21 protein-coding genes are annotated in these 22,861 nt (G+C 72.1%); 9 read left to right on the top strand and 12 right to left on the bottom strand.

The window, feature by feature from the left end; genetic code table 11:
• The first annotated feature begins 12 nt into the window (after positions 1–12).
• The gene (locus PX701_RS06235) at positions 13–3,465 is read left to right on the top strand and encodes an error-prone DNA polymerase (protein WP_231431023.1); all 3,453 of its coding nucleotides are present in this window, start codon (positions 13–15) and stop codon (positions 3,463–3,465) included.
• 65 nt (positions 3,466–3,530) lie between these two features.
• On the top strand, positions 3,531–4,400 hold the full coding sequence (locus PX701_RS06230; RefSeq protein ID WP_231431022.1) for a DUF3097 domain-containing protein: 870 nt from the start codon (positions 3,531–3,533) through the stop codon (positions 4,398–4,400).
• A gap of 40 nt (positions 4,401–4,440) precedes the next feature.
• Here PX701_RS06230 and PX701_RS06225 read toward each other — a convergent pair whose 3' ends face one another.
• From PX701_RS06225 to PX701_RS06215, 3 genes are all read right to left on the bottom strand, one after another.
• Positions 4,441–5,193: an SDR family oxidoreductase gene (locus tag PX701_RS06225; RefSeq protein WP_231431021.1), complete on the bottom strand. Its 753-nt coding sequence runs from the start codon at positions 5,191–5,193 to the stop codon at positions 4,441–4,443.
• Between the two features lie 37 nt (positions 5,194–5,230).
• The gene (locus PX701_RS06220) at positions 5,231–6,325 is read right to left on the bottom strand and encodes a VIT1/CCC1 transporter family protein (protein ID WP_231431020.1); all 1,095 of its coding nucleotides are present in this window, start codon (positions 6,323–6,325) and stop codon (positions 5,231–5,233) included.
• Between the two features lie 238 nt (positions 6,326–6,563).
• Positions 6,564–7,040 carry an Lrp/AsnC family transcriptional regulator gene (locus tag PX701_RS06215; RefSeq protein WP_231431019.1) on the bottom strand — a complete coding sequence of 159 codons (477 nt, stop codon included), beginning with the start codon at positions 7,038–7,040 and terminating at the stop codon, positions 6,564–6,566.
• A 110-nt stretch (positions 7,041–7,150) separates the two neighbouring features.
• Between PX701_RS06215 and PX701_RS06210 the strand changes: the two genes are divergently transcribed.
• The gene (locus PX701_RS06210; protein WP_275505803.1) at positions 7,151–8,371 is read left to right on the top strand and encodes a trans-sulfuration enzyme family protein; all 1,221 of its coding nucleotides are present in this window, start codon (positions 7,151–7,153) and stop codon (positions 8,369–8,371) included.
• 69 nt (positions 8,372–8,440) lie between these two features.
• Here the strand turns inward: PX701_RS06210 and PX701_RS06205 are convergent, their stop codons facing one another.
• A complete protein-coding gene (locus tag PX701_RS06205) occupies positions 8,441–10,294 on the bottom strand; it encodes a DEAD/DEAH box helicase (protein WP_420831063.1) in 1,854 nt (617 codons plus the stop codon).
• A 47-nt stretch (positions 10,295–10,341) separates the two neighbouring features.
• Between PX701_RS06205 and PX701_RS06200 the strand changes: the two genes are divergently transcribed.
• Positions 10,342–11,127, top strand: coding sequence for an SGNH/GDSL hydrolase family protein (locus PX701_RS06200; protein WP_275505801.1), 786 nt, complete (start codon positions 10,342–10,344; stop codon positions 11,125–11,127).
• Here PX701_RS06200 and PX701_RS06195 read toward each other — a convergent pair.
• Together PX701_RS06195 and PX701_RS06190 are read right to left on the bottom strand one after the other, a co-directional pair.
• Positions 11,109–12,386: a D-alanyl-D-alanine carboxypeptidase family protein gene (locus PX701_RS06195; protein WP_275505800.1), complete on the bottom strand. Its 1,278-nt coding sequence runs from the start codon at positions 12,384–12,386 to the stop codon at positions 11,109–11,111. The two genes, PX701_RS06200 and PX701_RS06195, sit on opposite strands and share 19 nt — an antisense overlap.
• Positions 12,383–13,201 (bottom strand): TrmH family RNA methyltransferase, encoded by an 819-nt coding sequence (locus PX701_RS06190; protein ID WP_231431015.1) that lies wholly within the window; start codon positions 13,199–13,201, stop codon positions 12,383–12,385. The genes PX701_RS06195 and PX701_RS06190 overlap by 4 nt, the downstream gene beginning before the upstream one ends.
• Before the next feature lie 143 nt (positions 13,202–13,344).
• On the opposite strand from PX701_RS06190, the gene PX701_RS06185 reads away from it, so the two are divergent.
• Together PX701_RS06185 and PX701_RS06180 are read left to right on the top strand one after the other, a co-directional pair.
• On the top strand, positions 13,345–14,127 hold the full coding sequence (locus tag PX701_RS06185; protein ID WP_231432331.1) for a Sir2 family NAD-dependent protein deacetylase: 783 nt from the start codon (positions 13,345–13,347) through the stop codon (positions 14,125–14,127).
• 31 nt (positions 14,128–14,158) lie between these two features.
• On the top strand, positions 14,159–14,770 hold the full coding sequence (locus tag PX701_RS06180; RefSeq protein WP_275505799.1) for a histidine phosphatase family protein: 612 nt from the start codon (positions 14,159–14,161) through the stop codon (positions 14,768–14,770).
• A gap of 29 nt (positions 14,771–14,799) precedes the next feature.
• Here the strand turns inward: PX701_RS06180 and PX701_RS06175 are convergent, their stop codons facing one another.
• Both PX701_RS06175 and PX701_RS06170 read right to left on the bottom strand, forming a co-directional pair.
• Positions 14,800–15,888: a glycosyltransferase family 4 protein gene (locus PX701_RS06175; protein ID WP_231431013.1), complete on the bottom strand. Its 1,089-nt coding sequence runs from the start codon at positions 15,886–15,888 to the stop codon at positions 14,800–14,802.
• The gene (locus tag PX701_RS06170; RefSeq protein ID WP_275505798.1) at positions 15,885–16,778 is read right to left on the bottom strand and encodes an alpha/beta fold hydrolase; all 894 of its coding nucleotides are present in this window, start codon (positions 16,776–16,778) and stop codon (positions 15,885–15,887) included. Before PX701_RS06170 ends, PX701_RS06175 begins: the two co-directional genes overlap by 4 nt.
• 145 nt (positions 16,779–16,923) lie before the next feature.
• Here PX701_RS06170 and PX701_RS06165 point away from each other — a divergent pair, with 145 nt between their 5' ends.
• Complete coding sequence (locus PX701_RS06165) at positions 16,924–17,640, top strand: exonuclease domain-containing protein (protein ID WP_231431011.1); 717 nt, start codon at positions 16,924–16,926, stop codon at positions 17,638–17,640.
• Positions 17,641–17,697: 57 nt separating this feature from the next.
• Here PX701_RS06165 and PX701_RS06160 read toward each other — a convergent pair whose 3' ends face one another.
• The 3 genes from PX701_RS06160 to glgA form a co-directional block, all read right to left on the bottom strand.
• Positions 17,698–17,946: a type B 50S ribosomal protein L31 gene (locus tag PX701_RS06160; RefSeq protein WP_231431010.1), complete on the bottom strand. Its 249-nt coding sequence runs from the start codon at positions 17,944–17,946 to the stop codon at positions 17,698–17,700.
• A 156-nt stretch (positions 17,947–18,102) separates the two neighbouring features.
• A complete protein-coding gene (locus PX701_RS06155) occupies positions 18,103–18,894 on the bottom strand; it encodes an ABC transporter ATP-binding protein (RefSeq protein WP_275505797.1) in 792 nt (263 codons plus the stop codon).
• Positions 18,895–18,943: 49 nt separating this feature from the next.
• Positions 18,944–20,131: a glycogen synthase gene (gene glgA, locus PX701_RS06150; protein ID WP_275505796.1), complete on the bottom strand. Its 1,188-nt coding sequence runs from the start codon at positions 20,129–20,131 to the stop codon at positions 18,944–18,946.
• Between the two features lie 81 nt (positions 20,132–20,212).
• Between glgA and glgC the strand changes: the two genes are divergently transcribed.
• Both glgC and serB read left to right on the top strand, forming a co-directional pair.
• Positions 20,213–21,460 (top strand): glucose-1-phosphate adenylyltransferase, encoded by a 1,248-nt coding sequence (gene glgC, locus PX701_RS06145; protein WP_231431007.1) that lies wholly within the window; start codon positions 20,213–20,215, stop codon positions 21,458–21,460.
• Positions 21,457–22,119: a phosphoserine phosphatase SerB gene (serB, locus tag PX701_RS06140; RefSeq protein WP_231431006.1), complete on the top strand. Its 663-nt coding sequence runs from the start codon at positions 21,457–21,459 to the stop codon at positions 22,117–22,119. Before glgC ends, serB begins: the two co-directional genes overlap by 4 nt.
• 28 nt (positions 22,120–22,147) lie before the next feature.
• On the opposite strand, the gene PX701_RS06135 is transcribed toward serB, so the two are convergent.
• A complete protein-coding gene (locus PX701_RS06135; RefSeq protein WP_231431005.1) occupies positions 22,148–22,858 on the bottom strand; it encodes a beta-ketoacyl-ACP reductase in 711 nt (236 codons plus the stop codon).
• Between the last annotated feature and the right edge of the window lie 3 nt (positions 22,859–22,861).

Genomic DNA, 22,861 nt, shown 5'->3' with positions numbered 1-22,861 from the left:
GGGCAGAGGCTGATGGGCTGGAACAATCCCGAGATCCCCTGGTCGGAGCTCGAGCGCAAGCTCTCCGACCGCCGCAGGCCGAGCCCGTCGAAGCTCATCGCCGACGGCGGCGACGGCCCGGCGTTCAGCCGCAAACGGCAGCCCTACCGGCCGAGCGAGGGGCTCACTGCGCCCGAGGGGCCGGTCGTGCCCTACGCCGAACTCCACGCGCACACGAACTACAGCTTCCTCGACGGGGCCTCTTCGCCCGAGCAACTGGTGGAGGAGGCCCACCGGCTGGGCCTCTCCGGGCTCGCGGTGACCGACCACGACGGCTTCTACGGCATCGTGCGCTTCGCCGAGGCGGCCGAGAGCTTCTCCGACCTCACGACCGTCTTCGGGGCCGAGCTCTCGCTCGGGCTGGGCCGTCCGCAGATGGGCGAGGCCGACCCCGAGGGCGACCACCTGCTCGTGCTCGCCCGCCGCGAGGCGGGCTACCACCGGCTCGCCGCGGCGATCACGGCGGGCCAGCTCGCGGGCGGCGAGAAGGGGCGCCCGGTCTACGACCTCGACGACCTCGCCGCGCGGGCGGGAGATGACTGGACAGTGCTCACGGGGTGCCGCAAGGGCGCGGTGCGGCGGGCGCTCGCCGCGGAGGGACCGGATGCCGCGCGGCGTGAACTCGATCGACTGATCGCGCTCTTCGGGCGCGATCAGGTGGTCGTCGAGCTGTTCGACCACGGGCATCCGGCCGACCAGCGGGCGAACGACGTGCTCGCGGGGCTCGCCGAAGGCGCTCGGCTGCGGATCGTCGCGACGAATGCCGTGCACTACGCGACGCCGCCCGAACACCGGCTCGCGAATGCGCTCGCGGCGGTTCGCGCGCGGCGCAGCCTCGACGAGCTCGACGGGTGGCTGCCCGCCTCCGACGGGCTGCACCTGCGCAGCGGCGCGGAGATGCAGGCGCGGTTCGCGAGGTATCCGGGCGCGGTCGAGCACTCGGTCTCGCTCGCAGGAGAACTCGGCTTCACGCTGCGCAGCGCCAGGCCCAGGCTTCCCCGCCAGGAGGTGCCCGAGGGGCACACCCCGATGAGCTGGCTGCGGGAGCTCGTGCGGCAGGGCGCCGCCGAGCTCTACCCCGGGGCGGGCGACGCCGTGCACGCCCGGCTCGAGCACGAACTCGCGATCATCGAGCAGAAGGACTTCCCCGGCTACTTCCTGATCGTGCACGATCTCGTCCGCGAGGCGCGGAGCCGAGGCATCCTCTGCCAGGGCCGGGGATCTGCCGCGAACTCGGCCGTCTGCTACGCGCTGCGCATCACCGCGGTCGACTCCATCAAGTTCGACCTTCCGTTCGAGCGGTTCCTCTCCGCACTGCGCGACGAGGAGCCCGACATCGACGTCGACTTCGACTCCGACCGGCGGGAGGAGATCATCCAGTACGTCTACGAGAAATACGGCCGGCAGAACGCCGCACAGGTCGCGAACGTGATCAGCTACCGGCCGAAGGTCGCGGTGCGCGACATGGCGAAGGCCCTCGGCTACTCGACCGGGCAGCAGGACGCGTGGTCGCGACAGGTGGAACGCTGGGGCGCGGTGGTCGAGACCGACGACCACGACATCCCCGGCCCGGTCGTCGAGCTGGCCGAGCAGGTGCTCGGATTCCCGCGGCACCTCGGCATCCACTCGGGCGGCATGGTGCTCACCGACCGGCCGGTGGGCGAGGTCTGCCCGATCGAGCACGCCCGCATGGAGCACCGCACGGTGCTGCAATGGGACAAGGACGACTGCGCCTGGATGGGCCTCGTGAAGTTCGACCTGCTCGGGCTCGGCATGCTCGCCGCCCTGCAGTACACGTTCGACCTCGTGCGCGAGCACACGGGCGAGACGTGGGAGCTGCAGTCCGTCCCGAAAGAGGAGCCGGCGGTGTACGACATGCTCTGCCGAGCCGACTCGATCGGCGTGTTCCAGGTCGAGAGCCGGGCGCAGATCGGCACGCTCCCCCGCCTGAAGCCGCGAAAGTACTACGACCTCGTCGTCGAGATCGCGCTCATCCGGCCCGGCCCGGTGCAGGGCGGGGCGGTGCACCCGTACATCCGGCGGCGCACCGGTGAAGAGCCGGTCAGCTACCTGCACCCGAACCTCGAGCCCGTGCTCGAGCGCACGCTCGGGGTGCCGCTCTTCCAGGAGCAGCTCATGCAGATGGCCGTCGCGGTCGGCGGCTGCACCGCGGCCGACGCCGACCTGCTGCGCCGGGCGATGGGCTCCAAGCGCGGCGTCGAGAAGATCTCGAAGCTCAGGGCGAAGCTCTTCGAGGGCATGGCGGCGAACGGGCTCAGCGACGACGACGCGCAGGCGATCTACGACAAGATCGAGGCCTTCGCGAACTTCGGCTTCGCCGAGAGCCACGCACTCTCCTTCGCCCTGCTCGTCTACGCGAGCTCGTGGCTGAAGCTGCACTACCCGGCGGCCTTCCTCGCGGCGCTCCTGCGCGCCCAGCCGATGGGCTTCTACTCGCCGCAGACCCTCACCGCCGACGCGCGACGGCACGGGGTGCGAGTGCTGCGACCCGACGTGCTGCGGTCGGGCGTGCACGCGGGGCTCGAGGCGTGCGACGGGCCCCGCGTCCCCGGCGAGCAGGCGGATGTCGCGGGGCGGACGCCAGCGCAGCGGCGACCGCCGACCGGCATGGCGGCGTGCACGCACGTCGCCCAGCCCGACATCGGCGACTTCGACCTCGAGGCGCCCGATCGGTCGGCCGAGCATCGCCGCGACGGGGCCTTCGCGGTGCGGCTCGGGCTCGCCGACGTCTCGTCCATCGGGGCGAAGGTCGCGCAGCGCATCGTCGACGAGCGCGACGCGCGCGGCCCGTACCGAGACATGAGCGACCTCTCCCGCCGGGCGGCGCTCGACACCGAGCAGCTCGAGGCGCTCGCCGCAGCGGGCGCCTTCGAGGGCTTCGGGCTCGCCCGTCGCGAGGCGCTCTGGCTCGCCGGCGAGGCCTCGCAGGACCGCGCCGAGTTCCTGCCCGGGTCGGTGGTCGTGGTGCAGCCGCCGCTCCTGCCCGTGCTCTCACCGGCCGAGCAGGTCGTGTACGACCTGTGGGCGACCGGCATCTCCCCCGACGACCACCCGATCCGGCACATCCGCGATCGGCTCGACGAGCGCGGGGCGATCCGCATCGATCGCCTGCGCGAGGTCGAGTCGGGCCGACGGGTCGAGGTCGGCGGCGTCGTGACGCACCGGCAGCGGCCGGCGACGGCGTCGGGCATCACCTTCATCAACCTCGAGGACGAGTCGGGCACCCTCAACGTGATCGCCGGAGTCGGTGTCTGGAACCGCTACCGGCGCATCGCCCGGGAGGCGCCCGCGATGGTCGTCCGAGGCATCCTCGAACGGTCGAACGAGGGGGTCACGAACCTCATCGTCGACCGCTTCGAGTCGCTCACCGTGCAGGCGCAGACGCGGTCGCGCGACTTCCGGTGAACCGCCGGCGGGGTCGAGCCGTGCGCCTCGCGCTCGAGGGGGCCGCACTCCGATAGCCTCGACCGGTGCCTGCGACACCGCCCTACGACGCCGACCCCTTCGACCGATACGGCAGCGACGTGCTCGCCGGTGACTGGAAGGCCCGCGGCCGCACCGTGATCCCCGCCGTCGAGGCGGAGCGCGACCTCGTGGTCGAGCTCGCCGACTCGGGCTACTGCGGCGCCGTGGTGCGCGTCGAGAAGGGCGTCGTCGTGCTCGAGGACCGATACGGCAAACAGCGGATGTTCCCGCTCGGCCACGGGTTCCTCGTCGAAGGGCGCGCGGTGCAGCTCACGGCACCCAGGCCGAAGGCCCCGACCGGGCGGCTGCGCACCGCGTCGGGATCGTTCGCGGTCGAGCAAGGACCTGCGAAGGTCGCCCTGCCGAGCCGCATCTTCGTCGAGGGCCGGCACGACGCCGAGCTCGTCGAGAAGGTCTGGGGCGCCGACCTGCGCGTCGAGGGCGTCGTCGTCGAGTACCTCGAGGGGGTGGACGTGCTCGATGAGGTGCTCGCCGAGTTCCGCCCCGGCCCCGGGCGCAGGGCGGGAGTCCTCGTCGACCACCTGGTGCCCGGTTCGAAGGAGCAGCGCATCGCCGACGCGGTGGCGCGCGGACCCTACCGGTCGGACGTGCTCGTGGTCGGCCACCCGTACATCGACGTCTGGCAGTCGGTGAAGCCAGCCCGCCTCGGCCGGGAGGCCTGGCCCGTCGTCCCCCGCGGAACCGAGTGGAAGCACGGCGTGTGCGAGGCCTTCGGCTGGCCGCACGCCGACCAGGCCGACATCGCCCGCGCGTGGCAGCACATCCTCGGCCGGGTGCGCGGCTACGGCGATCTCGAACCAGCGCTGCTCGGACGGGTCGAGGAGCTCATCGACTTCGTGACCGCACCGGCCTGACGAGACCGGTCGCGTCGCTCGCCGCGCCGCGGGCACGCGGTCAGATCGACGACCCGCCGTCGCTGTGCACGAGCTGGCCGGTGACCCACCGCGCATCGTCGGACACGAGGAATCGCACGAGCCGCGCCGTGTCGTCGGGCGTGCCGAGCCGACCGGTCGGCTGCTGCGCCGTGAGCGCGGCGCGCGTCGCGGCATCCATCCACCCGGTGTCGATCGGGCCCGGGTTGACCAGGTTCGCCGTGATGCCGAGCGGCGCGAGCTCTCGTGCGGCGGCGACGACGATGCGATCGAGCGCCCCCTTCGACGCCCCGTACGGCACGTTGCCGACGATGTGATCGCTCGTCAGCGCGACGATGCTGCCGCCGCCTGCGGGAACCTGCCCGGCGAACGCCTGCACCAGCAGCAGCGCGGCGCGCGTGTTCACGGCGAAGTGGCGGTCGAAGCTCTCGACCGAGGTGTCGAGCACGCCCGAGTCGACACTCTGGGCGTGCGACAGCACGAGCGCCCGGATCGGGCCGAGGGCGGCGGATGCCTCGGCGAAGAGCCGTGCGGGAACGGCGGGGTCGGCCAGGTCGGCGTCGAGGCCGATCGCACCGGCGCCGATCGCGCGGAGCTCGGCCTCGAGGCTCGCCGGATCGCGATCGGGATCGCCGCCGAGCCCCATGCGCCGGTCGTAGTCGGCGAGATGGCTGAACGCGATGTCCCAGCCGTCGGCCGCGAGCCGCGTCGCGATCGCCCACGCGATCGTGTTGCGCCGGCCTGCTCCGGTGATGAGCGCGACGGGGCGGTGCATGTGACTCCTCGGGACGTGCGGTCGGGGGCTCGGCGGATCAGCCTACCGTCGTGCCGAACGCGAGGCCGAGCAGATAGGTGACCGCGGCGGCGCCGAGCCCGATCGAGAGCTGACGCAGTGCGCGCTTCAGCGGCGAGGCGCCGGACAGGAGGCCGACGGTCGCGCCCGTCGCGAGCAGCGCGATTCCGACGAGCACGGTCGCCGTCACGACCGCGGCGAGGCCGGTCATTCCGAACAGGTACGGCAGGACTGGGATGAGCGCGCCCGACGCGAAGAAGCAGAAGCTCGAGATCGCCGCGGAGAGTCCAGTGCCGATCGCCTCGTCGTCGTCGGCCTCGATCGCGAGCGCATCGGTGGGCGCCTGCGCCAGCTCGGCCGCCTGCACGCGGGCCACGACGAGTGCCGCGTGCTCGATGGCGTCGTCGGGCTCCATGCCGCGGGCGCGGTACACGAGGGCGAGCTCGTTCGCGTCGACGTCGAGGTGCGGCAGCGCGTCTCTCGTCGTGGGGTCGGGCGCGGATGCCTCGAGCAGCTCCCGCTGGGATCGCACCGACACGTACTCCCCCGCCCCCATCGACAGTGCACCGGCGAGCAGGCCGGCGATCCCCGTGAACAGCACGACGCTCGCCGGCACGCCCGTCGCGCCGATGCCGAGCACGAGCGCGAGGTTCGAGACGAGCCCGTCGTTCGCGCCGAAGACGGCGGCGCGGAAGGTTCCGGCGAGGCGCCGTCGGCCCCGTGCCGCGAGCCCTCGCACGACCTCGCCGTGGATGCGTTCGTCCGCGGCCATCGCCGCCGTCGCGTCGGGGTCGGTCGCGTACGGCGATCGCGCCTCGGCCCGCTGCGCGAGTGCGAGCACGAAGATCGAGCCGAAGCGGCGCGCGAGCGAGGCGAGCATGCGGGTGCGGACGTCGGCACGCGGAACGCCCGCCTCGTCGCCGCCGAGCAGGCCGAGCCAGTGCGCCTCGTGGCGACCCTCAGCTGCGGCGAGGGCGAGCAGGATCTCGCGCTCCTCGCCGTCGCGACGGGCGGCGAGCTCTCGGTAGACGGCCGCCTCCGCACGTTCCGCGGCGAGATACCGTCGCCAGCGATCACGGTCGGCCGGGGTGCCCTGCGGCGCCACGTCGGTCATCGTGCCTCCTCGTCGTGGTGCGGGCGCGGTCCGACGCCGGCATGCGCCCGCGACATCGCGCGGCCGTGTCACGGCCGACGACCACGCTATCGGGCGCCCCGGCCGCGGCGGCCCGGTTGTGCGGGATTGGCAGCTTTTCGGACGGCCGAACACCCGCACGGATGCCTCCGGCCGGTGCCGAGGCATCCACGCCGCCACGGGCGGGAACCGAGGGGCGCGGACGGGAGCAGCCGGCCCGTCAGCCGACGAGCTTGTTCCAGCCGTCGCCGTCGACGTGCTCGAAGATGAGGTTGGTCTCGGTATGCGCGACCGCAGGGTGGCCGGTGAGGTGGGCCAGGACGAACTCGCGCAGCTCTTCGGCGTCGCGGGCCGCGACGTGCAGCAGGTAGTCCTCTGCTCCCGCCATGTGGAACACGCCGAGCACACCCGGCAGATGCGGCACCTGGGCGCGGAAGGCGTCGATCTCGCCGCGGTCGTGCTTGACGAGCCGAACGGCGATGAGCGCCTGGAGCGAGACGCCGAGCGAGGCGAGGTCGACGTCGACGCGATAGCCGCGCACCGTGCCGAGCGACTGCAGGCGGCGCAGGCGCAACGAGACCGTCGACTCGGCCACGCCCACCTCGGCGGCGAGTGCGGCTCCGGAGGCACGCGCGTTCGTCGACAGCGCCTGGAGGAGCGCGCGGTCGACGCGGTCGAGTTCGGGCTTCTGCGCCATGCGTGCGCTCCCATCGATCGAGTATGCAGATGCTTCGAGATTTCCAGACTATCCCACTGATCGTTCGAGCCGAGTTGTTTCTGGTGACAGGATCTGCTTTCGTTCCTGCCATGCAGACATCGTCGTCGCATCTCGAGACCCGCGCCGTCCACGGCGGAATGCGCGGTGTCCGGGAGAGCGGATCCCATGTGCCCGTCATCGACTTTTCGACCACCAACCCGCTCGGCTCGGTCGAGACCGGCGGGCTCTCGTACGAGGAGCTCGCCACCGGTCACGACCTCGGCGATGGCCGCTCGGCCGTCTACCAGCGTCTCTGGCAGCCCGGCGTCGCCCGGTTCGAGGAGTCGCTCGCCGGGCTCGAGGGCACCGACGGGGCCGTCGCCTTCGGCAGCGGCATGGCGGCCCTCGCCGCCGTGCTCATCGCGACCGCCTCGGCGGGCCGGCCGCACATCGTGGCGGTGCGCCCGCTCTACGGCGGCACCGATCATGTGCTCGAGAGCGGCCTGCTCGGCACCGACGTCACCTGGGCGACGGTCGACGAGGTCGCGGCGGCGATCCGCCCGGACACGGGTCTCGTGGTCGTCGAGACGCCGGCGAACCCGACCCTCGAACTCGTCGACCTGCGCCGGCTCGCGGCCGTCGCGGGCGAGTTGCCGGTGCTCGTCGACAACACGTTCGCGACCCCCGTGCTGCAGCGTCCCGCCGAGCACGGCGCGCGGCTCGTGCTGCACAGCGCGACGAAGTACCTCGGGGGCCACGGCGACGTGATGGGCGGGGTCGTGGCAGCTGACCGCGAGTGGGTCGAACGGCTGCGGCGCGTGCGCGCGCTCACCGGCGGGCTGCTGCATCCGATGGCGGCCTATCTGCTGCACCGCGGTCTGCGCACGCTCCCCCTGCGCGTGCGCGCGCAGCAGACGTCCGCGGCGGTGCTCGCGGATCGCCTGGCCTCCCACCCCGCGGTCGGCCGGGTGCACTATCCGGGGCTGCCCGGCCAGGACCCGCAGGGCCTGCTCGGCCGCCAGCTCGAGGGTGCCGGCTCGATCATCGCGATCGAGCTCGCCGGAGGATTCGACGCCGCGGTCGCGTTCACCGAGGCGTGCGAGCTCGTCACGCATGCCGTGTCGCTCGGCGGTGTCGACTCGCTCGTGCAGCATCCCGCTTCACTCACTCACCGGCCCGTCGCCGGCGAGGCGAAGCCGGGCGACGGCGTCGTCCGGCTGTCGATCGGCCTCGAGCACGTCGACGACCTCACGGACGACCTGATGAGCGCGCTCGACGCGGCGGCCGTCATCGCGGGCATCGAGGCCGTGGCGCGGGTCTCGGCTGGCTGACCTGGATCGGATCGCCCGGGACCGCCGGTTCGACGCCGAGCGTCGGGGTCCCGGGCGAACCCGCCACGATCAGCGTCCGCCGAGTCTCCGCCGGAGCAGCTCGATGCGGGACTGCAGCTGCGTGACCGTCGCCTGTGCGACCTCGGGACCGCCGCAGGCGCGACGGAGCTCGGCGTGCACCATCGAGTGCGCCTGGCCGTTCTGTCGCGCGTAGAGGCCGACGAGGCTGTTGAGCAGCGAGCGCTGCTCCTTCAGGGTCCGGTACAGCGCGACCGGCTCGACCGAGTCGCCGTCGCCCGACACGCCCTCGGTGGATGCCGCGTGCTTGCGTCGTTCGCTCTGACGGCGCGCCTGGCGCGCCTGGCGGTGGCGCAGGAGCTCGGACACCTGTTCGGGTTCGAGCAGCCCCGGGATGCCGATGAAGTCGTACTCCTCGTCGCTGCCGGGCTCGGCGAGCGTGCCGAACTCGGTGCCGTCGAAGACGACCCGGTCGAAGCTCGCGTCGGACGCGATCGCCTGCCACGTGAACTCGTCGGCGAGCTCGTCGGACGCCTTGTCTTCGCGGTTCGCGGATTCGAGCAGACCGTCGTCGAGCCCCGGGTCGTCATCGCCGTCGCCGTCGCGACGGTCGAGCGCATGGTCGCGGGCCCGCTCGAGCTCGGAGGCCAGCGCCATGAGCACGGGCACGTTCGGCAGGAAGACCGACGCCGTCTCGCCGCGCCGGCGTGCGCGCACGAATCGGCCGATCGCCTGCGCGAAGAACAGCGGGGTCGACGAGCTCGTCGCGTACACGCCGACCGCGAGCCGCGGCACGTCGACGCCCTCGGACACCATGCGCACCGCGACCATCCACCGACGGTCGTTGCCCGAGAACTCCTCGATCCGGTTCGAGGCGGCCTTGTCGTCGGAGAGCACGACGGTGACCGGTTCGCCGCAGATCCGCTCGAGGATCTCGGCGTAGGCGCGGGCCACGGTCTGGTCGGTGGCGAGCACGAGTCCGCCGGCGTCGGGGATCGAGTGCCGCACCTCGGTCAGGCGCCGGTCGGCCGCCTGCAGCACCGCCGGGATCCACTCGCCGGTCGGCTCGAGCGCGGTGCGCCAAGCCGACGAGGTGATGTCCTTCGTGTTGTCCTCGCCGAGCTTCGCCTCCATCTCGTCGCCCGCCTTCGTGCGCCAGCGCATGTGGCCCGCGTAGACCATGAACATGACAGGACGGACGACGCCGTCGGCGAGGGCGCGGCCGTAGCCGTACGAGTAGTCGGTCTGCGAGAGGCGGACCCCCGCGGCGTCGGGTGCGTAGTTCACGAACGGGATCGGAGCGGTGTCGCTGCGGAACGGCGTGCCGGTGAGCGACAGGCGCTTCGTCGCAGGCTCGAAGGCCTCGCGGATCGCGTCGCCCCAGGAGAGCGTGTCGCCGCCGTGGTGCACCTCGTCGAGGATGACGAGGGTGCGGCCGGAGAGGGTGAGTTCGCGGTGCAGGGCGGGACGCATCGCGACCTGGGCGTAGGTGACGGCGACGCCGTGGTAGTGCCGCGCCGAACGGCCGTGGGCGTTGCGGAATCCGGGGTCGAGGCGGATGCCGACCCTGGCCGCCGCGTCGGCCCACTGGCGCTTGAGGTGGTCGGTCGGCGCGACGACCGTGAACCGGTCGATGATGCGGCGCGAACGCAGCTCGGCGGCGAGGCGCAGGGCGAAGGTCGTCTTGCCTGCGCCCGGGGTCGCAGCGGCGAGGAAGTCGCGCGGCAGCTCGGCGAGGTACTGCTCGAGGGCCTCGGCCTGCCAGGCCCGCAGCTTCGACGCGGTGCCCCATGCGGCGCGCTCGGGGAACGACGGTGAGAGGTGCTCGGCCGCCGAGGTGCCCGGCTGGGCTCCTGAAGGCGTCGCGGTACTCACTGGTTCGAGGGTAGTGGAGCCCTGCGACATCCTCGAACCGGCACCCGCCCGTACCCCGTTCTGTGCAGAATGGAGGGATGGTCACCCAGCAGCATCCCTGGTCCCGCTACGTCGCGATCGGCGACTCGTTCACCGAGGGCATCGGCGACGCCGAGCCCACCGTGCCGGGCGGCCACCGCGGATGGGCCGACCGCGTCGCGGAGGTCCTGTCGCAGGGCACCGAGGACTTCGCCTACGCCAACCTCGCGGTGCGGGGCAAGCTCATCCAGCAGATCGTCGACGAGCAGCTCGAGCCCGCGCTCTCGCTGCGGCCCGACCTCATCACGATCTCGGCGGGCGGCAACGACGTCATCCGGCCCGGCACCGATCCCGACGAGATCTCGGCGCGCTTCGAGTACGCGATCGACCGGCTCAGCCGCGACCACGCCACGATCGTGATCTTCACCGGCGTCGACGTCGGTTTCTCGCCCGTGTTCCGCGGCATCCGCGGCAAGGTCGCGATCTACAACGAGAATCTCCGTGCGATCGCGGCGAGGTACGACTGCATCGTCGCCGACCAGTGGGCGCTCTCAGAGATCCAGGACCCGCGGATGTGGGCTCCCGACCGGCTGCACCTCAACGCGCTCGGACACCACACGGTCGCGCGGATGGTGCTCGCAGCCCTGAACGTCGAGAACGACCTCGATGCGCTGACGCCCGAGCCGCTGCCCCTGACCACGTGGCGGCAGGCGCGGGTCGAAGACCTCGCGTGGGCGCGCGAGTACCTCGTGCCGTGGGTGGTCCGGCGCATCCGCCACCAGTCGTCGGGCGACTTCATCACGGCGAAGCGCCCCGAGGCGGGCCCCTACTCGCTGCCCGACTGAGCGGTGCTCTGAGCGAGGCCGTCGGGGTTCGCCAGCCGCCACCAGGTGCCGGGATCGTCGATCTCGGCGTCGAGCACGAGCGGCACCGTGATCTCGCGGTCGCCGGAGCGCACGACCGCGGTGCCGACGTCCGCCCCCTCGGCCGCGACGGTCACGGGCTTCGCGTGCACCTCGACCTCGACGGGCGTGTCGCTCCACACCACGAGCGAGGCGCCGTCGGCGGCACGCGCCTTCGCGGTGTCGCCCCACGGCGTCTCGTAGCTCGCGAGCTCCTGCCCCGCCTCGAGCGGGGCGACCTCGTGGAACCCCGGGGCGACGCTGTCGAGCAGCGTCGCGACGGCCTCTCGCAGGACCGCGTGGTTCTCGGCGCCGAGGAGCACCCCGACGACCGTGACGGTCTGCTCGCCGACCGCGTAGTCGGCCGAGAAGAGCAGGTTCGCCGCGTCGTCGGTCGTGCCGGTCTTGATGCCGTCGACGCCGTGCGTGCCGAGCAGCTTGTTCGAGTTGTCGAGCTCTCCGAGCTCGGGGATGTCGACCGACTTCGTGGAGACGATCTCGGCGAGCGTCGGCTCCGCGAGGGCGAGCTCGCCGAGCTGCACGAGGTCGGCCGGCGTCGAGATGTTGTCCATCGAGAGCCCGCTCGAATCGGCGATGCGCGTGTTCGCGAGCCCGTGGTCGGCGAGCCAGGTCGTCGCGGCGGTCACGAGACCCGCCTCCGAGCCGTACGCCCAGTTCGCGAGCGAGATCGCGTAGTTGTTGCCCGAGGGAAGCAGCATCGCCTCGAGGCTCTCCTTGAGGCTGAGCGTCGAGCCCGCCTCGACGGGCGCGACCGATCCGTTCTGGGCGATCATGTCCCAGTAGATGTCGACGTCGGCCTCGGTGTACTCGATGTCGGGGCCGCCCTCGCCCGCCGGGATCGGGTGGTCCTGCAGGATCGTGAGCGCCGTGATGACCTTCGTGATGCTCGCGGTCGCCATCGGCCGGTCGGGCTCGCCCGCGGCGAGCAGGCCGTCGAAGCCCACCGCGCCGACCGCGTAGCCCCCGAAGCCGGGGAGGTCGAGCACCTGCGCCGGCGCGACCAGGGGTTCGGGCTGCTCGACGACGGGCGATGCCGCCGGCACGGCGGCCCCGAGCGCGTTCGCCGTGTACACCCCGCCGCCGACGACCAGCGCGAGGACGACGCCGAGCGTGCCGAAGACGGCGATGCGACGGCGCCGGTACACGCGCTTCCGCTCGGCGGGATCGGGGGTCGTCGTCATCGGGCCTCCTCGGGTTCGACGGCGACGGCGTACAGCACGACGGCCGCGGCGGCGGCGACGTTGAGCGAGTCGACGCCGTGGCGCATGGGGATGGTCACGACCCGGTCGGCGGCCGCGAGCGCGCGTCGGCTGAGGCCGTCGCCCTCCGCCCCGAACACGAGGGCGAGGCGCTCGGGCGCCGCCGCGGCGAGGTCGGGCAGCGCGACGGCGTCGTCGGCCAGGGCGAGCGCGGCGATCTCGAACCCCGCCCCGTGCAGCAGCTCGGCCGCCTCGTCCCACTCCGGCAGCCGGGTCCACGGCACCTGGAAGACGGTGCCCATGCTGACGCGTACGCTGCGCCGGTAGAGCGGATCGGCGCATCGGGGCGACACGAGCACGGCGTCGGCGCCGAGCGCCGCGACCGAACGGAAGATGGCGCCGACGTTGGTGTGATCGACGATGTCCTCGAGCACGACGACCCGGCGGGCGCCCGCGACGAGCGACGCGACTTCGGGCAGTTCGGGGCGCTCGAACGCGGCGAGCGCGCCCCGATGCACGCGGTAGCCCGTGATCTCCTCGAGCTGGTCGGGGTCGCCGAGGTGGACCGGGATGTCGAACGACTCCAGCACGGGTGCGAGCCCGTCGAGCCACTTCTCCTCCATGAGCACCGAGCGAGGTCGATGGCCGGCCGCGATGGCGCGCCGGATCACCTTCGCCGATTCGGCGATGTAGAGGCCCTCCTCGGGCTCGCGCACGCTGCGCAGCGCGACGTCGGTGAGCCTCGCGTAATCGGCGACGGCATCGGATGCCGCGTCGCGGACTCGTTCGATGTGCATGGATCTCCTCCCCTCAAGAGTGCCAGCCCGTGAAACAATCCGGAAAACGACGGCGTTTACTCTCAGGGGTGTCGAAGGGAGACGACGTGGAGCAGGCGATCGGCCGGGCGCAGGCCACCGGCATCGACGAGGCGATCGAGCTCATGCGAGGCGCGCGCGTGGCCGTGCTCACGGGCGCCGGCGTCAGCACCGACTCGGGCATCCCCGACTATCGGGGCGAGGGGGCGCCCGTTCGCACGCCGATGACGGTGCAGACGTTCCTCTCCTCCGAGTCGGCGCGCAAGCGGTACTGGGCCGGCAGCCACCTCGGATGGCGTGACTTCGCGGCGGCCGCGCCGAACACCGGCCACCGGGCGCTCGCCCGGCTCGAGGCATCCGGGGCGGTGTCGGGCATCGTGACGCAGAACGTCGACGGCCTGCACCGGCGCGCCGGGAGCCGCCACGTCGTCGAGCTGCACGGCGGTATGGACCGGGTCGTCTGCCTCGAGTGCGGGCAGCACTACGCGAGGCAGGCGATCGCCCAGGAGCTCACCGTGCGGAACCCGTGGCTCGACGCCGATCGCGCGGTGCGGCTCAACCCCGACGGAGACGTCGAGATCGACGACGTCGAGGCGATGCGCGTGCCCGTCTGCACGGTGTGCGGCGGCGTGCTCAAGCCCGATGTCGTGTTCTTCGGCGAGTTCGTCCCGGTGCCGACGTTCCGCGCCGGCGCCGCGCTCGTCGCCGGCTCCGACGTGCTGCTCGTGGCGGGCTCCTCGCTCGTCGTGAACTCCGGGATGCGGCTCCTCGAGCAGGCCCGCCGCAGCAGGCGCCCGGTCGTCATCGTCAACCGCGGCGCCACGAAGGGCGACGCCCGGGCCGCGGTGAAGATCGACGCCGGCACGAGCGAGACGCTCGCCGCCTTCGCGACCGCGCTCGATTCGTGAACCCGCCGCCCGACGTGCGAGAGTCGTCGACATGACGGATGCCTCGACGAGTGCCGCACCGGTGACGATCGCGCTCGTGCGCCACGGTGAGACGGACTGGAACGTGCAGCGCCGCATCCAGGGGCGCACCGACATCCCGCTGAACGACACCGGACGCCGCCAGGCCGTCGACACCGGCGTCGCGCTCGCCGCATCGGACAGCGACTGGGACGCGGTCTACGCGAGCCCGCTCTCGCGGGCGTCGGAGACCGCCGAGCTGATCGCCGCCGAGCTCGGCGCGCCGGTGCTCGGACATCTCGAGGCGCTCGCCGAACGGGGCTACGGCGTGCTCGAGGGGCTCGACCATGCGGGCCGTGCGGCCGTCGAGGCGCAGGCGGCCACGATCGAGGGGCTCGAGACGCGCTCCTCGGTGATCGAGCGCTCGAGCGCCGCCCTCGCGGAGATCGCGGCGGCGCACCCCGGCGGCCGTGTCGTCGTGGTGTCGCACGGCGGCGTGATCCACTCCCTCATCCTCCACCTGAGCGGCTGGACGCTGCCCTCCGCCGGCTACACCGTCACGAACGGGTCGGTGCACCTCGTGACCGCGGCGGCCGGTGAGTTCGAGCTCGCGGAGCCCGATCTGCTCACCGGCACCGGGGGCTGACCCGCCGCGCCGACTTCCGGCCGCCGCCGTCAGCGCCGCCGACGGCCGCCCGGTTCGGCGACGACCCGCTGCATGAGTGCGTAGAGCGCGGCCGCCGACTTCGCCCACGTGTACCGTGCCGCGACCTCGACCGATGCGGCCGAGCGTCGCTCCCACTCGTCGCCGTCGTCGAGCGTGCGCAGCGCGGCGACGAGCGTCTCGGGGCGGTCGGAGTCGAAGAACAGCGCGGCGTCACCGCCGATCTCGCGGAAGATCGGGATGTCGCTCACGACGACGGGCGTGCCGAGTCGCATCGCCTCGACGAGAGGGATGCCGAAGCCCTCGGCCTTCGAGGCGTGCACGAGCGCGGTGGCGCCGGAGAGCAGCTCGGCGTACGCGGCGTCCGTCACCCCGTCGTGGAAGACGAGACGGGCCTCCGGTGCGAGCCTCGTGAGTCGCTCGCGCTCCTCGTCGCTGATGCGGCTGAGCAGGTGCAGCTCGTGGTCGGGGAGCGCGGCCGTCGCACGCACGAGCGTGTCGACGTTCTTGTACGGCATGTACGAGCCCATGTAGACGAGCCGGTGGCCGACGGGGCGGGTACGCGGCAGGTCGGGCACGGCGAGGTCGTCGGCGGCGTTCGGCACGACCGTCACGGGCCGGCGCGTCAGCCGGTGCTCGCGGATGAGACCCGCGGTCGTCTCGGACACGGTCACGACCGCGTCGGCCCGGTCGAGGAGCGCACGCTGCGGCCACCACGCGAGGTGGTAGAGCCGCCAGAGGAGCCGGATCGCGGCGGGCAGGTCGCGCGGCGGCGTGCGGTTCTCGTAGTAGATGAGGTCGTGGAGGGTCAAGAGGAGCCGGTAGTCGCGACCCCACGAGCCCATCGTCTGCATCGGCGAGAACACGATGTCTGGGCGGAGGCGACGTACCTGGCGGGCGACGAAGGGCTCACGGGCGCTCGTCGGCGCGCTCACGAGTTGCCACGGGAGCGGCGGCAGCATCTCGAGCTGGCGGTGGTCGCTCACGAGCATCGTCACGGGATGCAGCTTCGCGAGCTCGCCCACGATGCCCGCAGTGAAGCGGCTGATGCCGTCGTGGTGCCCGATCCGGGTGTAACGGCAGTCGACGACGATCTTCATGCCCGCTCCCCCGCCTCGAGGAAGCGGGCGATCCGGCCCGCGGCGTCGCCGGGGGTCTCGTAGTGGATGAGGTGCCCGACCTCGGGGATGACCTCGAGGGTCGCGTCGGGGAACCGCGTGACGAGCCGTCGCTGGGCTTCGAGCGGAGTGACGTCGTCGCGCTCGGCCGCGACGAGCAGCGTCGGCACCGCGATGTCGGCCGCGTACTCGCCGACGTTGTGGCTGACCGAGGCGCGGAACGCCTCGAGCAGCTGGTCGCGGTCGCCGAAGTCGGAGAAGTAGCGGTCGTGCTGGTCGTGGATCCAGCGACGGAGCTCGCGATCGCGGGTCTTGGCCATCGTCACGCTCATCACCCGGACGATCGCACCGTTGCGGAGCAGGGCGAAGCCGGCCCGTTCGGGCAGCGCAGCCGACGCGCGGTAGTAGACGACGGCGAGCCGGGTCATCACGCCTCTCGGCCCCTCGAGTGCCGGGGCGCCGATCGGGTTCACGAGCACGAGCCGGCGCGGGGCGAGGCCGCCGGCCACCGCCGCGCTCGCCACGATCGACCCGAACGAGTGGCCGAGCAGGTCGTAGTCGCCGTCGAGGCCGACCGCCTCGACGAAGGCGGCGAGCCAGCGCGCATAGCCGTCGATGTCGTGGGCGCGGTCGGCGAAGACGGCCGACGCACCGAACCCGGGCAGGTCTGGCGAGACGATGCGGTAGCCCGGCAGCTGCGCCACGATCGGTTCGAGCCCGTGGTGGTCGCCGCGGAAGCCGTGTACGAGGACCAGCACCGGCGCGCCCGCGTCGCCGTACTCCCACCACGCGGTCGACGTGCCGTCGACGTCGATGCGGTGCTCCCTGACTGGGATGCGGTCGAGCGCGGAGGCGTACGGCGAGGCGATCATCCCCGCCATTCTACGGACGGCGACTGCGCGCGACCTGCGCGTCGCGACCCGTGCTCGCCGCGTCGCGCGGGATTGCGCGGCCCGGGGTCAGGACACGCGATCGGCTGCACCGGTGATGACGGTGGCGCTGCATAGCCTGTGGCACATGGATGCTGTGAACGGGGCCCGCTGGGCCGACACCCTCGCCGTCTTCGACCTCGAGACGACCGGGATCGACGTCGACGTGTGCCGCATCGTCACGGCGCACGTGGGCGTGCTCGGTGCCTCGGGCGAGGTGCTCGAGCGGCGCGAATGGCTCGTCGATCCGGGCGTCGAGATCCCGACGGCCGCCTCGCTCATCCACGGCGTCACGACCGAACGGGCTCGGCTCGAAGGGCAGAACGCCGCGACCGCAGTCGCCGAGATCATCGGCGAGCTCGCATCGGCCGCGGCGAGGGGCCTGCCGATCGTCGCGTACAACGCCGCGTACGACCTCACCGTGCTCGCGCGGGAGGCCGAGCGCTACGGGCTCGCCCCGCTGCCGGGCCCGGGCCCGGTCGTCGACCCGCTCGTCATCGACAAGGCGGTCGACCGCTACCGCAGGGGCAAGCGCACGCTCTCGGTCACGGCCGCCCACTACGGCGTCCGCCTCGACGACGCGCACGACGCGGGCGCCGACGCGGTCGCGGCCGGGCGGGTCGCACAGGCCATCGCGCGGGCCTACCCCGAGCTCGCGGCCCTCGCGATCGGCGACCTGCACGCACGGCAGGTCGAATGGTGCCGCGACCAGGCCGAGAGCTACCAGGCGTGGCGACGCGGCAACGGCGAGCCCGAATTCACGACGTCGGGAGCGTGGCCCGTGCGCGTTCGCACCGGCGCCTGATGCGAGGACGACGAAGGGGCGGGCGACCTCGGTCGCCCGCCCCTTCGTTCGGCTGGATTACTTGCCGAAGTTCTTGAAGCGCTGGTTGAACTTCTCGACGCGGCCGGCCGAGTCCATGATGCGCTGCTTGCCCGTGTAGAACGGGTGCGACTCGCTCGAGATCTCGACGTCGATGACCGGGTAGGTGACACCGTCGAGCTCGACCGTCTTGTCGCTCGTCGCGGTCGAGCGCGTGAGGAACGTGGCGCCCGAAGCCAGGTCGCGGAAGACGATGGCGTTGTACTCGGGGTGGATGTCGGTCTTCATGGAGACTTCCTTGGATTTCGGTTGATAGAGCGATCGGATGATGTTCGAGCTCCCGCCGCGCGAGTGTCGCACCTTCGCGGTGCCGTTCGTCGGCGGGAAAGCATGCTGGCCCCGAGGGCCAGCTAACGAGTTTAGCAGAGTCGAGGCGCGAACGTCTCAGACGGCGCGCGCGGCGAACCGCCCGTCGCGCTCGGTGAGCTCGATCTTCATGTCGAAGGTGGTGCTCAGCGCCTCGGCCGTGAGCGCCTCGGCGAGCGGGCCCGCCGCGACGATGTCGCCCTTCGACAGGAGCAGCGCGTGCGTGAAGCCGACCGGGATCTCCTCGACGTGGTGGGTGACCATGACGATCGCCGGAGACGCCGGCGACGCGGCGTAGCCGCCGAGGAGCCCGACGAGCTCTTCGCGGGCGCCGAGGTCGAGGCTCGCGGCCGGCTCGTCGAGGAGCAGGAGCTCGGGGTCGGTCATGACCGAACGGGCGATCTGCACGCGCTTCTGCTCGCCGTCGGACAGGCTGCCGAACCGGCGGCCCGAGAAGCCCTCGAGGCCCCACTCCTTGAGCACGCGCTCGGCGCGACGGAGGTCGATGCCCTCGTACTCCTCGTTCCAGCGCCCCGTGACCGAGTACGCCGCGGTGAGCACGACGTCGAGCACGGTCTCGTCGCGCGGGATGCGGCGGGCCATCGCCGTCGAGGCGAAGCCGATCATCGGGCGGAGCTCGAAGACGTCGACCTTGCCGAGCTTCTCCTGCAGCACCTCGGCCTTGCCCGAGGTCGGGTGCATCGCAGCGGCGGCGATCTGCAGCAGCGTGGTCTTGCCCGCACCGTTCGGCCCGAGCACGACCCAGCGCTCGTCGGAGTCGACGCTCCACGTCACCGAGTCGAGGATCGTGTTGCCATCTCGGACCACCGACACATCCCGGAACTGCAGAACCGTACTCGCACTCGCCATGCGTCCAATGCTATCGGGAGCGAAGTCGCCCTCCGACGCACCCGTCGGGTCAGCGGCCGAGCACCCGCTCGTACACCTCGATCGTTCGGGCGGCGATCGCGTCCCACGCGAACTGCGTCTCGGCGCGCCTGCGGCCGGCCGCGCCCATCTCGGCGGCGCGCGCCGGATCGGCGACGACGCGCGTGAGCGCCGCAGCGAGATCGGCGACGAAACGGTCGGGGTCGAGCGGGGTGCCCGTGCCGTCGTCGGCCTGCTCGATCGGCACGAGCACGCCCGTGACGCCGTCGTCGACGACCTCGGGGATGCCCCCGGTCGCGGTGCCGACGACGGGCGCGCCGCAGGCCATCGCCTCGAGGTTGACGATGCCGAGGGGCTCGTAGATCGAGGGGCACACGAAGCACGTCGCCGCGGTGAGCAGTGCGGTGAGCTCGTTCCTGGGCAGATGGCGGTCGATCCAGACGACGCCGTCGCGCTCGGCGCGCAGGCCCTCGACGAGGCCCTCGACCTCGGCCATGATCTCAGGGGTGTCGGGAGCGCCAGCGCAGAGCACGAGCTGCACGTCGGCGGGCAGCAGCCGCGCCGCGCGCAGCAGGTACGGCAGGCCCTTCTGCCGGGTGATGCGGCCGACGAACACGATCGAGGGCCGTTCGGGGTCGACGCCGAGCGCGCTCACGGCGTCGGCGTCGTTCGAGGGCGCCCAGTCGGTGAGGTCGATGCCGTTGTAGACGACCTCCACGCGAGCGGGGTCGAGGTCGGGATACGAGCGCAGGATGTCGCGGCGCATGCCGTCGCTCACCGCGATGACGGCATCGGCATCGGTGAAGGCGGCCCGCTCGACCCACGAGCTCAACCGGTAGCCGCCGCCGAGCTGCTCGGCCTTCCACGGTCGCAGCGGCTCGAGGCTGTGCGCGGTGACCACGTGCGGAACGCCGTGCAGTCGCTTGGCGGTGAAGCCGGCGAAGTTCGCGTACCACGTGTGCGAGTGCACGAGGTCGGCGCCCGCGGAGTCGCCGGCGATGAGCAGGTCGACGGCCATCGTCGAGAGTGCGGCGTTCGCCTCGGCGAACTCGGCAGGCACCGGGTAGGCGGTCGTGCCGGCCTCCGTGCGCGGCGCGCCGAAGCAGCGCACCTGCACGTCGATGCTCGCCCTCAGCGCGCGGACGAGCTCTGCGGCGTGCACGCCGGCACCCCCGTAGACCTCGGGCGGATACTCACGAGTGAGGAGGTCGACGCGCATGCTGCAACGCTAGCGCAGGGGCCGGTGACACGCTCCGAAACCGGGAGCACCGAATCGCCGCCGGCTGGTTACAGTGGGCACATGGTTGCGCGCAAGGTCTTCGGTATCGTCCTCGCCGGCGGCGAGGGCAAGCGGCTCATGCCACTGACGGAAGACCGGGCGAAACCCGCCGTGCCCTTCGGCGGCCAGTACCGGCTCATCGACTTCGCACTGTCGAACCTGTTGAACTCCGGCCTTCGCCAGGTCGTCGTGCTGACCCAGTACAAGTCGCACTCGCTCGACCGGCACGTGTCGCAGACGTGGCGGCTCAACGGCCTCCTGAACTCCTATGTCGCGTCGGTGCCGGCGCAGCAGCGTCTGGGCAAGCGCTGGTTCTCGGGATCGGCCGATGCCATCCTGCAGAGCCTCAACCTCATCTACGACGAGCGGCCCGACCTCATCGTCGTCGTCGGCGCCGACCACGTCTACCGCATGGACTTCTCGCAGATGATCGACGCGCACGTCGAGTCTGGGGCCGCCGCCACGGTCGCCGCCATCCGGCAGCCGATCGCGCTCGCGAACCAGTTCGGCGTCATCGAGGTCGATCCCGCCTCCCCCGAGCGCATCAACCGGTTCCTCGAGAAGCCGAACGACCCCGTCGGCCTGCCCGACTCCCCCGGCGAGGTGCTCGCCTCCATGGGCAACTACGTGTTCGACGCGCAGGCCCTCATCGACGCGGTGCTGAGCGACGGCGAGCAGTCCTCGTCGAGCCACGACATGGGCGGCGACATCATCCCCGCCTTCGTCGACCGCGGCGAGGCGGGGGTCTACGACCTGCAGCGCAACGAGGTGCCCGGCTCGACCGATCGCGATCGCTACTACTGGCGCGACGTGGGAACGATCGACTCGTTCTTCGAGGCGCATCAGGACCTCATCTCGGTGCTGCCGGTCTTCAACCTCTACAACCGGGAGTGGCCCATCTTCAGCCAGCAGCTCAACTCGCCCCCGGCGAAGTTCACGCGCGATGCGCGGGGTTCGCTCGGCACCGTGATCGACTCGATCGTGTCGCTGGGCTCCGTCATCTCGGGTGCGCACGTCGAACGGAGCGTCCTCGGCCCGTGGGCGATCGTCGGCTCGGGGGCGCACGTCGCCGACTCGATCCTCTTCGATCGCGCACGCATCGAGGCCGGAGCGACGGTGCAGCGCGCCATCCTCGACAAGGAGGTGGTCGTCGAAGCCGGCGCACGCATCGGCGTCGACCGCGCCGAGGACGTCGCGCGGGGCTTCATCGTGACCGACAGCGGCATCACCGTCGTGGGCAAGGGCTCGCGCGTCCGGACGCACGCGTGAGCGCCGCGCAGACAGGCCGCTCCGGCGGCCCGCTCGTCGTGCTCGACGCCGACTCGACGCTCATCCGAGAGGAGGCGATCGAGCTGCTCGCCGAAGCCGCCGGCAGCCTCGAGCACGTCGCCGCCGTGACCGAGCGGGCCATGCGCGGCGAACTCGACTTCGCGGCGAGCCTGCGCGAGCGCGTCGCGACCCTCGCGGGTGTCGAGACCGCCGTGTTCGACGAGGTGCGGACCCGCATGACCCCGACGCCCGGCGTCGAGGCCCTCATCGCCGGCGTGCACGCCGCGGGTGGTCGCGTCGGCGTGGTGTCGGGCGGTTTCCACGAGCTGCTCGACCCCCTCGCCGAACGACTGGGACTCGACTTCTGCCGGGCGAACCGGCTCGCGGTCGTCGACGGCCGGCTCACGGGCGTGGTCGACGGGCCGATCATCGACGCCGAGGCGAAGCGCCTCGCGCTCGAGGAATGGGCCGACCGCAGCGCGATCCCGCTCGGCCGAACGGTCGCCGTGGGCGACGGGGCGAACGACCTCCGCATGCTCGACCGCGCGGCGCTCGGCGTCGCATTCTGCGCGAAGCCGATCGTGAGGGCGCAGGCCGACGTCGCGGTCGACCGACCCGACCTCGCTCAGGTGCTCGCGCTGCTCGGCCTGCGCGGCTGAGCCGCGTCGGCGGGAGCGTCGGACGCGCTCAGTGCCCCATGCCGAGGCCGCCGTCGACGGGGATGACGGCACCCGAGATGTACCCGGCGTCGTCGCCCGCGAGCCAGGCCACGACCCGCGCGACCTCGTCGGGAGACGCGAATCGTCCGAGCGGGATGTTCTTCTTGTACTCCGCCTGCTGCGCCTCGGGCAGCTCATCGGTCATGTCGGTCTCGATGAACCCCGGCGCGACGACGTTCGCGGTGATGTTGCGGGCGCCGAGCTCGCGGGTGAGCGAGCGGGCCATGCCGACCAGGCCGGCCTTCGACGACGAGTAGTTGATCTGGCCGGGCGAGCCGTAGAGCCCGACGACGCTCGAGATGAGCACGATGCGGCCGAACCGCGCCTTCAGCATGCCCTTCGACGCCCGCTTGACGACGCGGAACGCGCCCGTGAGGTTGGTGTCGATGACGCTCGTGAACTCGTCCTCGCTCATGCGCAGGAGGAGGGTGTCGCGGGTGATGCCCGCATTGGCGACGACGACCTCGACGGGGCCGAGCTCGGCCTCGATCTCGGTGAACGCGCGGTCGATCGACTCGGCGTCGGTGACGTCGGCCCGCACGGTGAGGGAGCCCTCGGGCCCCTCGCCGGAGCGGGCGGTGACGGCGACGCGGTGCCCCTGGGCGATGAACTCGCGGGCGATGGCGTAGCCGATGCCCCGGTTGCCACCGGTCACGAGGACGGTGCGGCTCGTCGTCATGCT

The organism is Agromyces chromiiresistens, from assembly GCF_029167465.1.
Lineage (GTDB): Bacteria > Actinomycetota > Actinomycetes > Actinomycetales > Microbacteriaceae > Agromyces > Agromyces chromiiresistens.
Note: the sequence above shows the minus strand (reverse complement) of the source record. Positions and strands in the feature narration are given on the sequence as shown.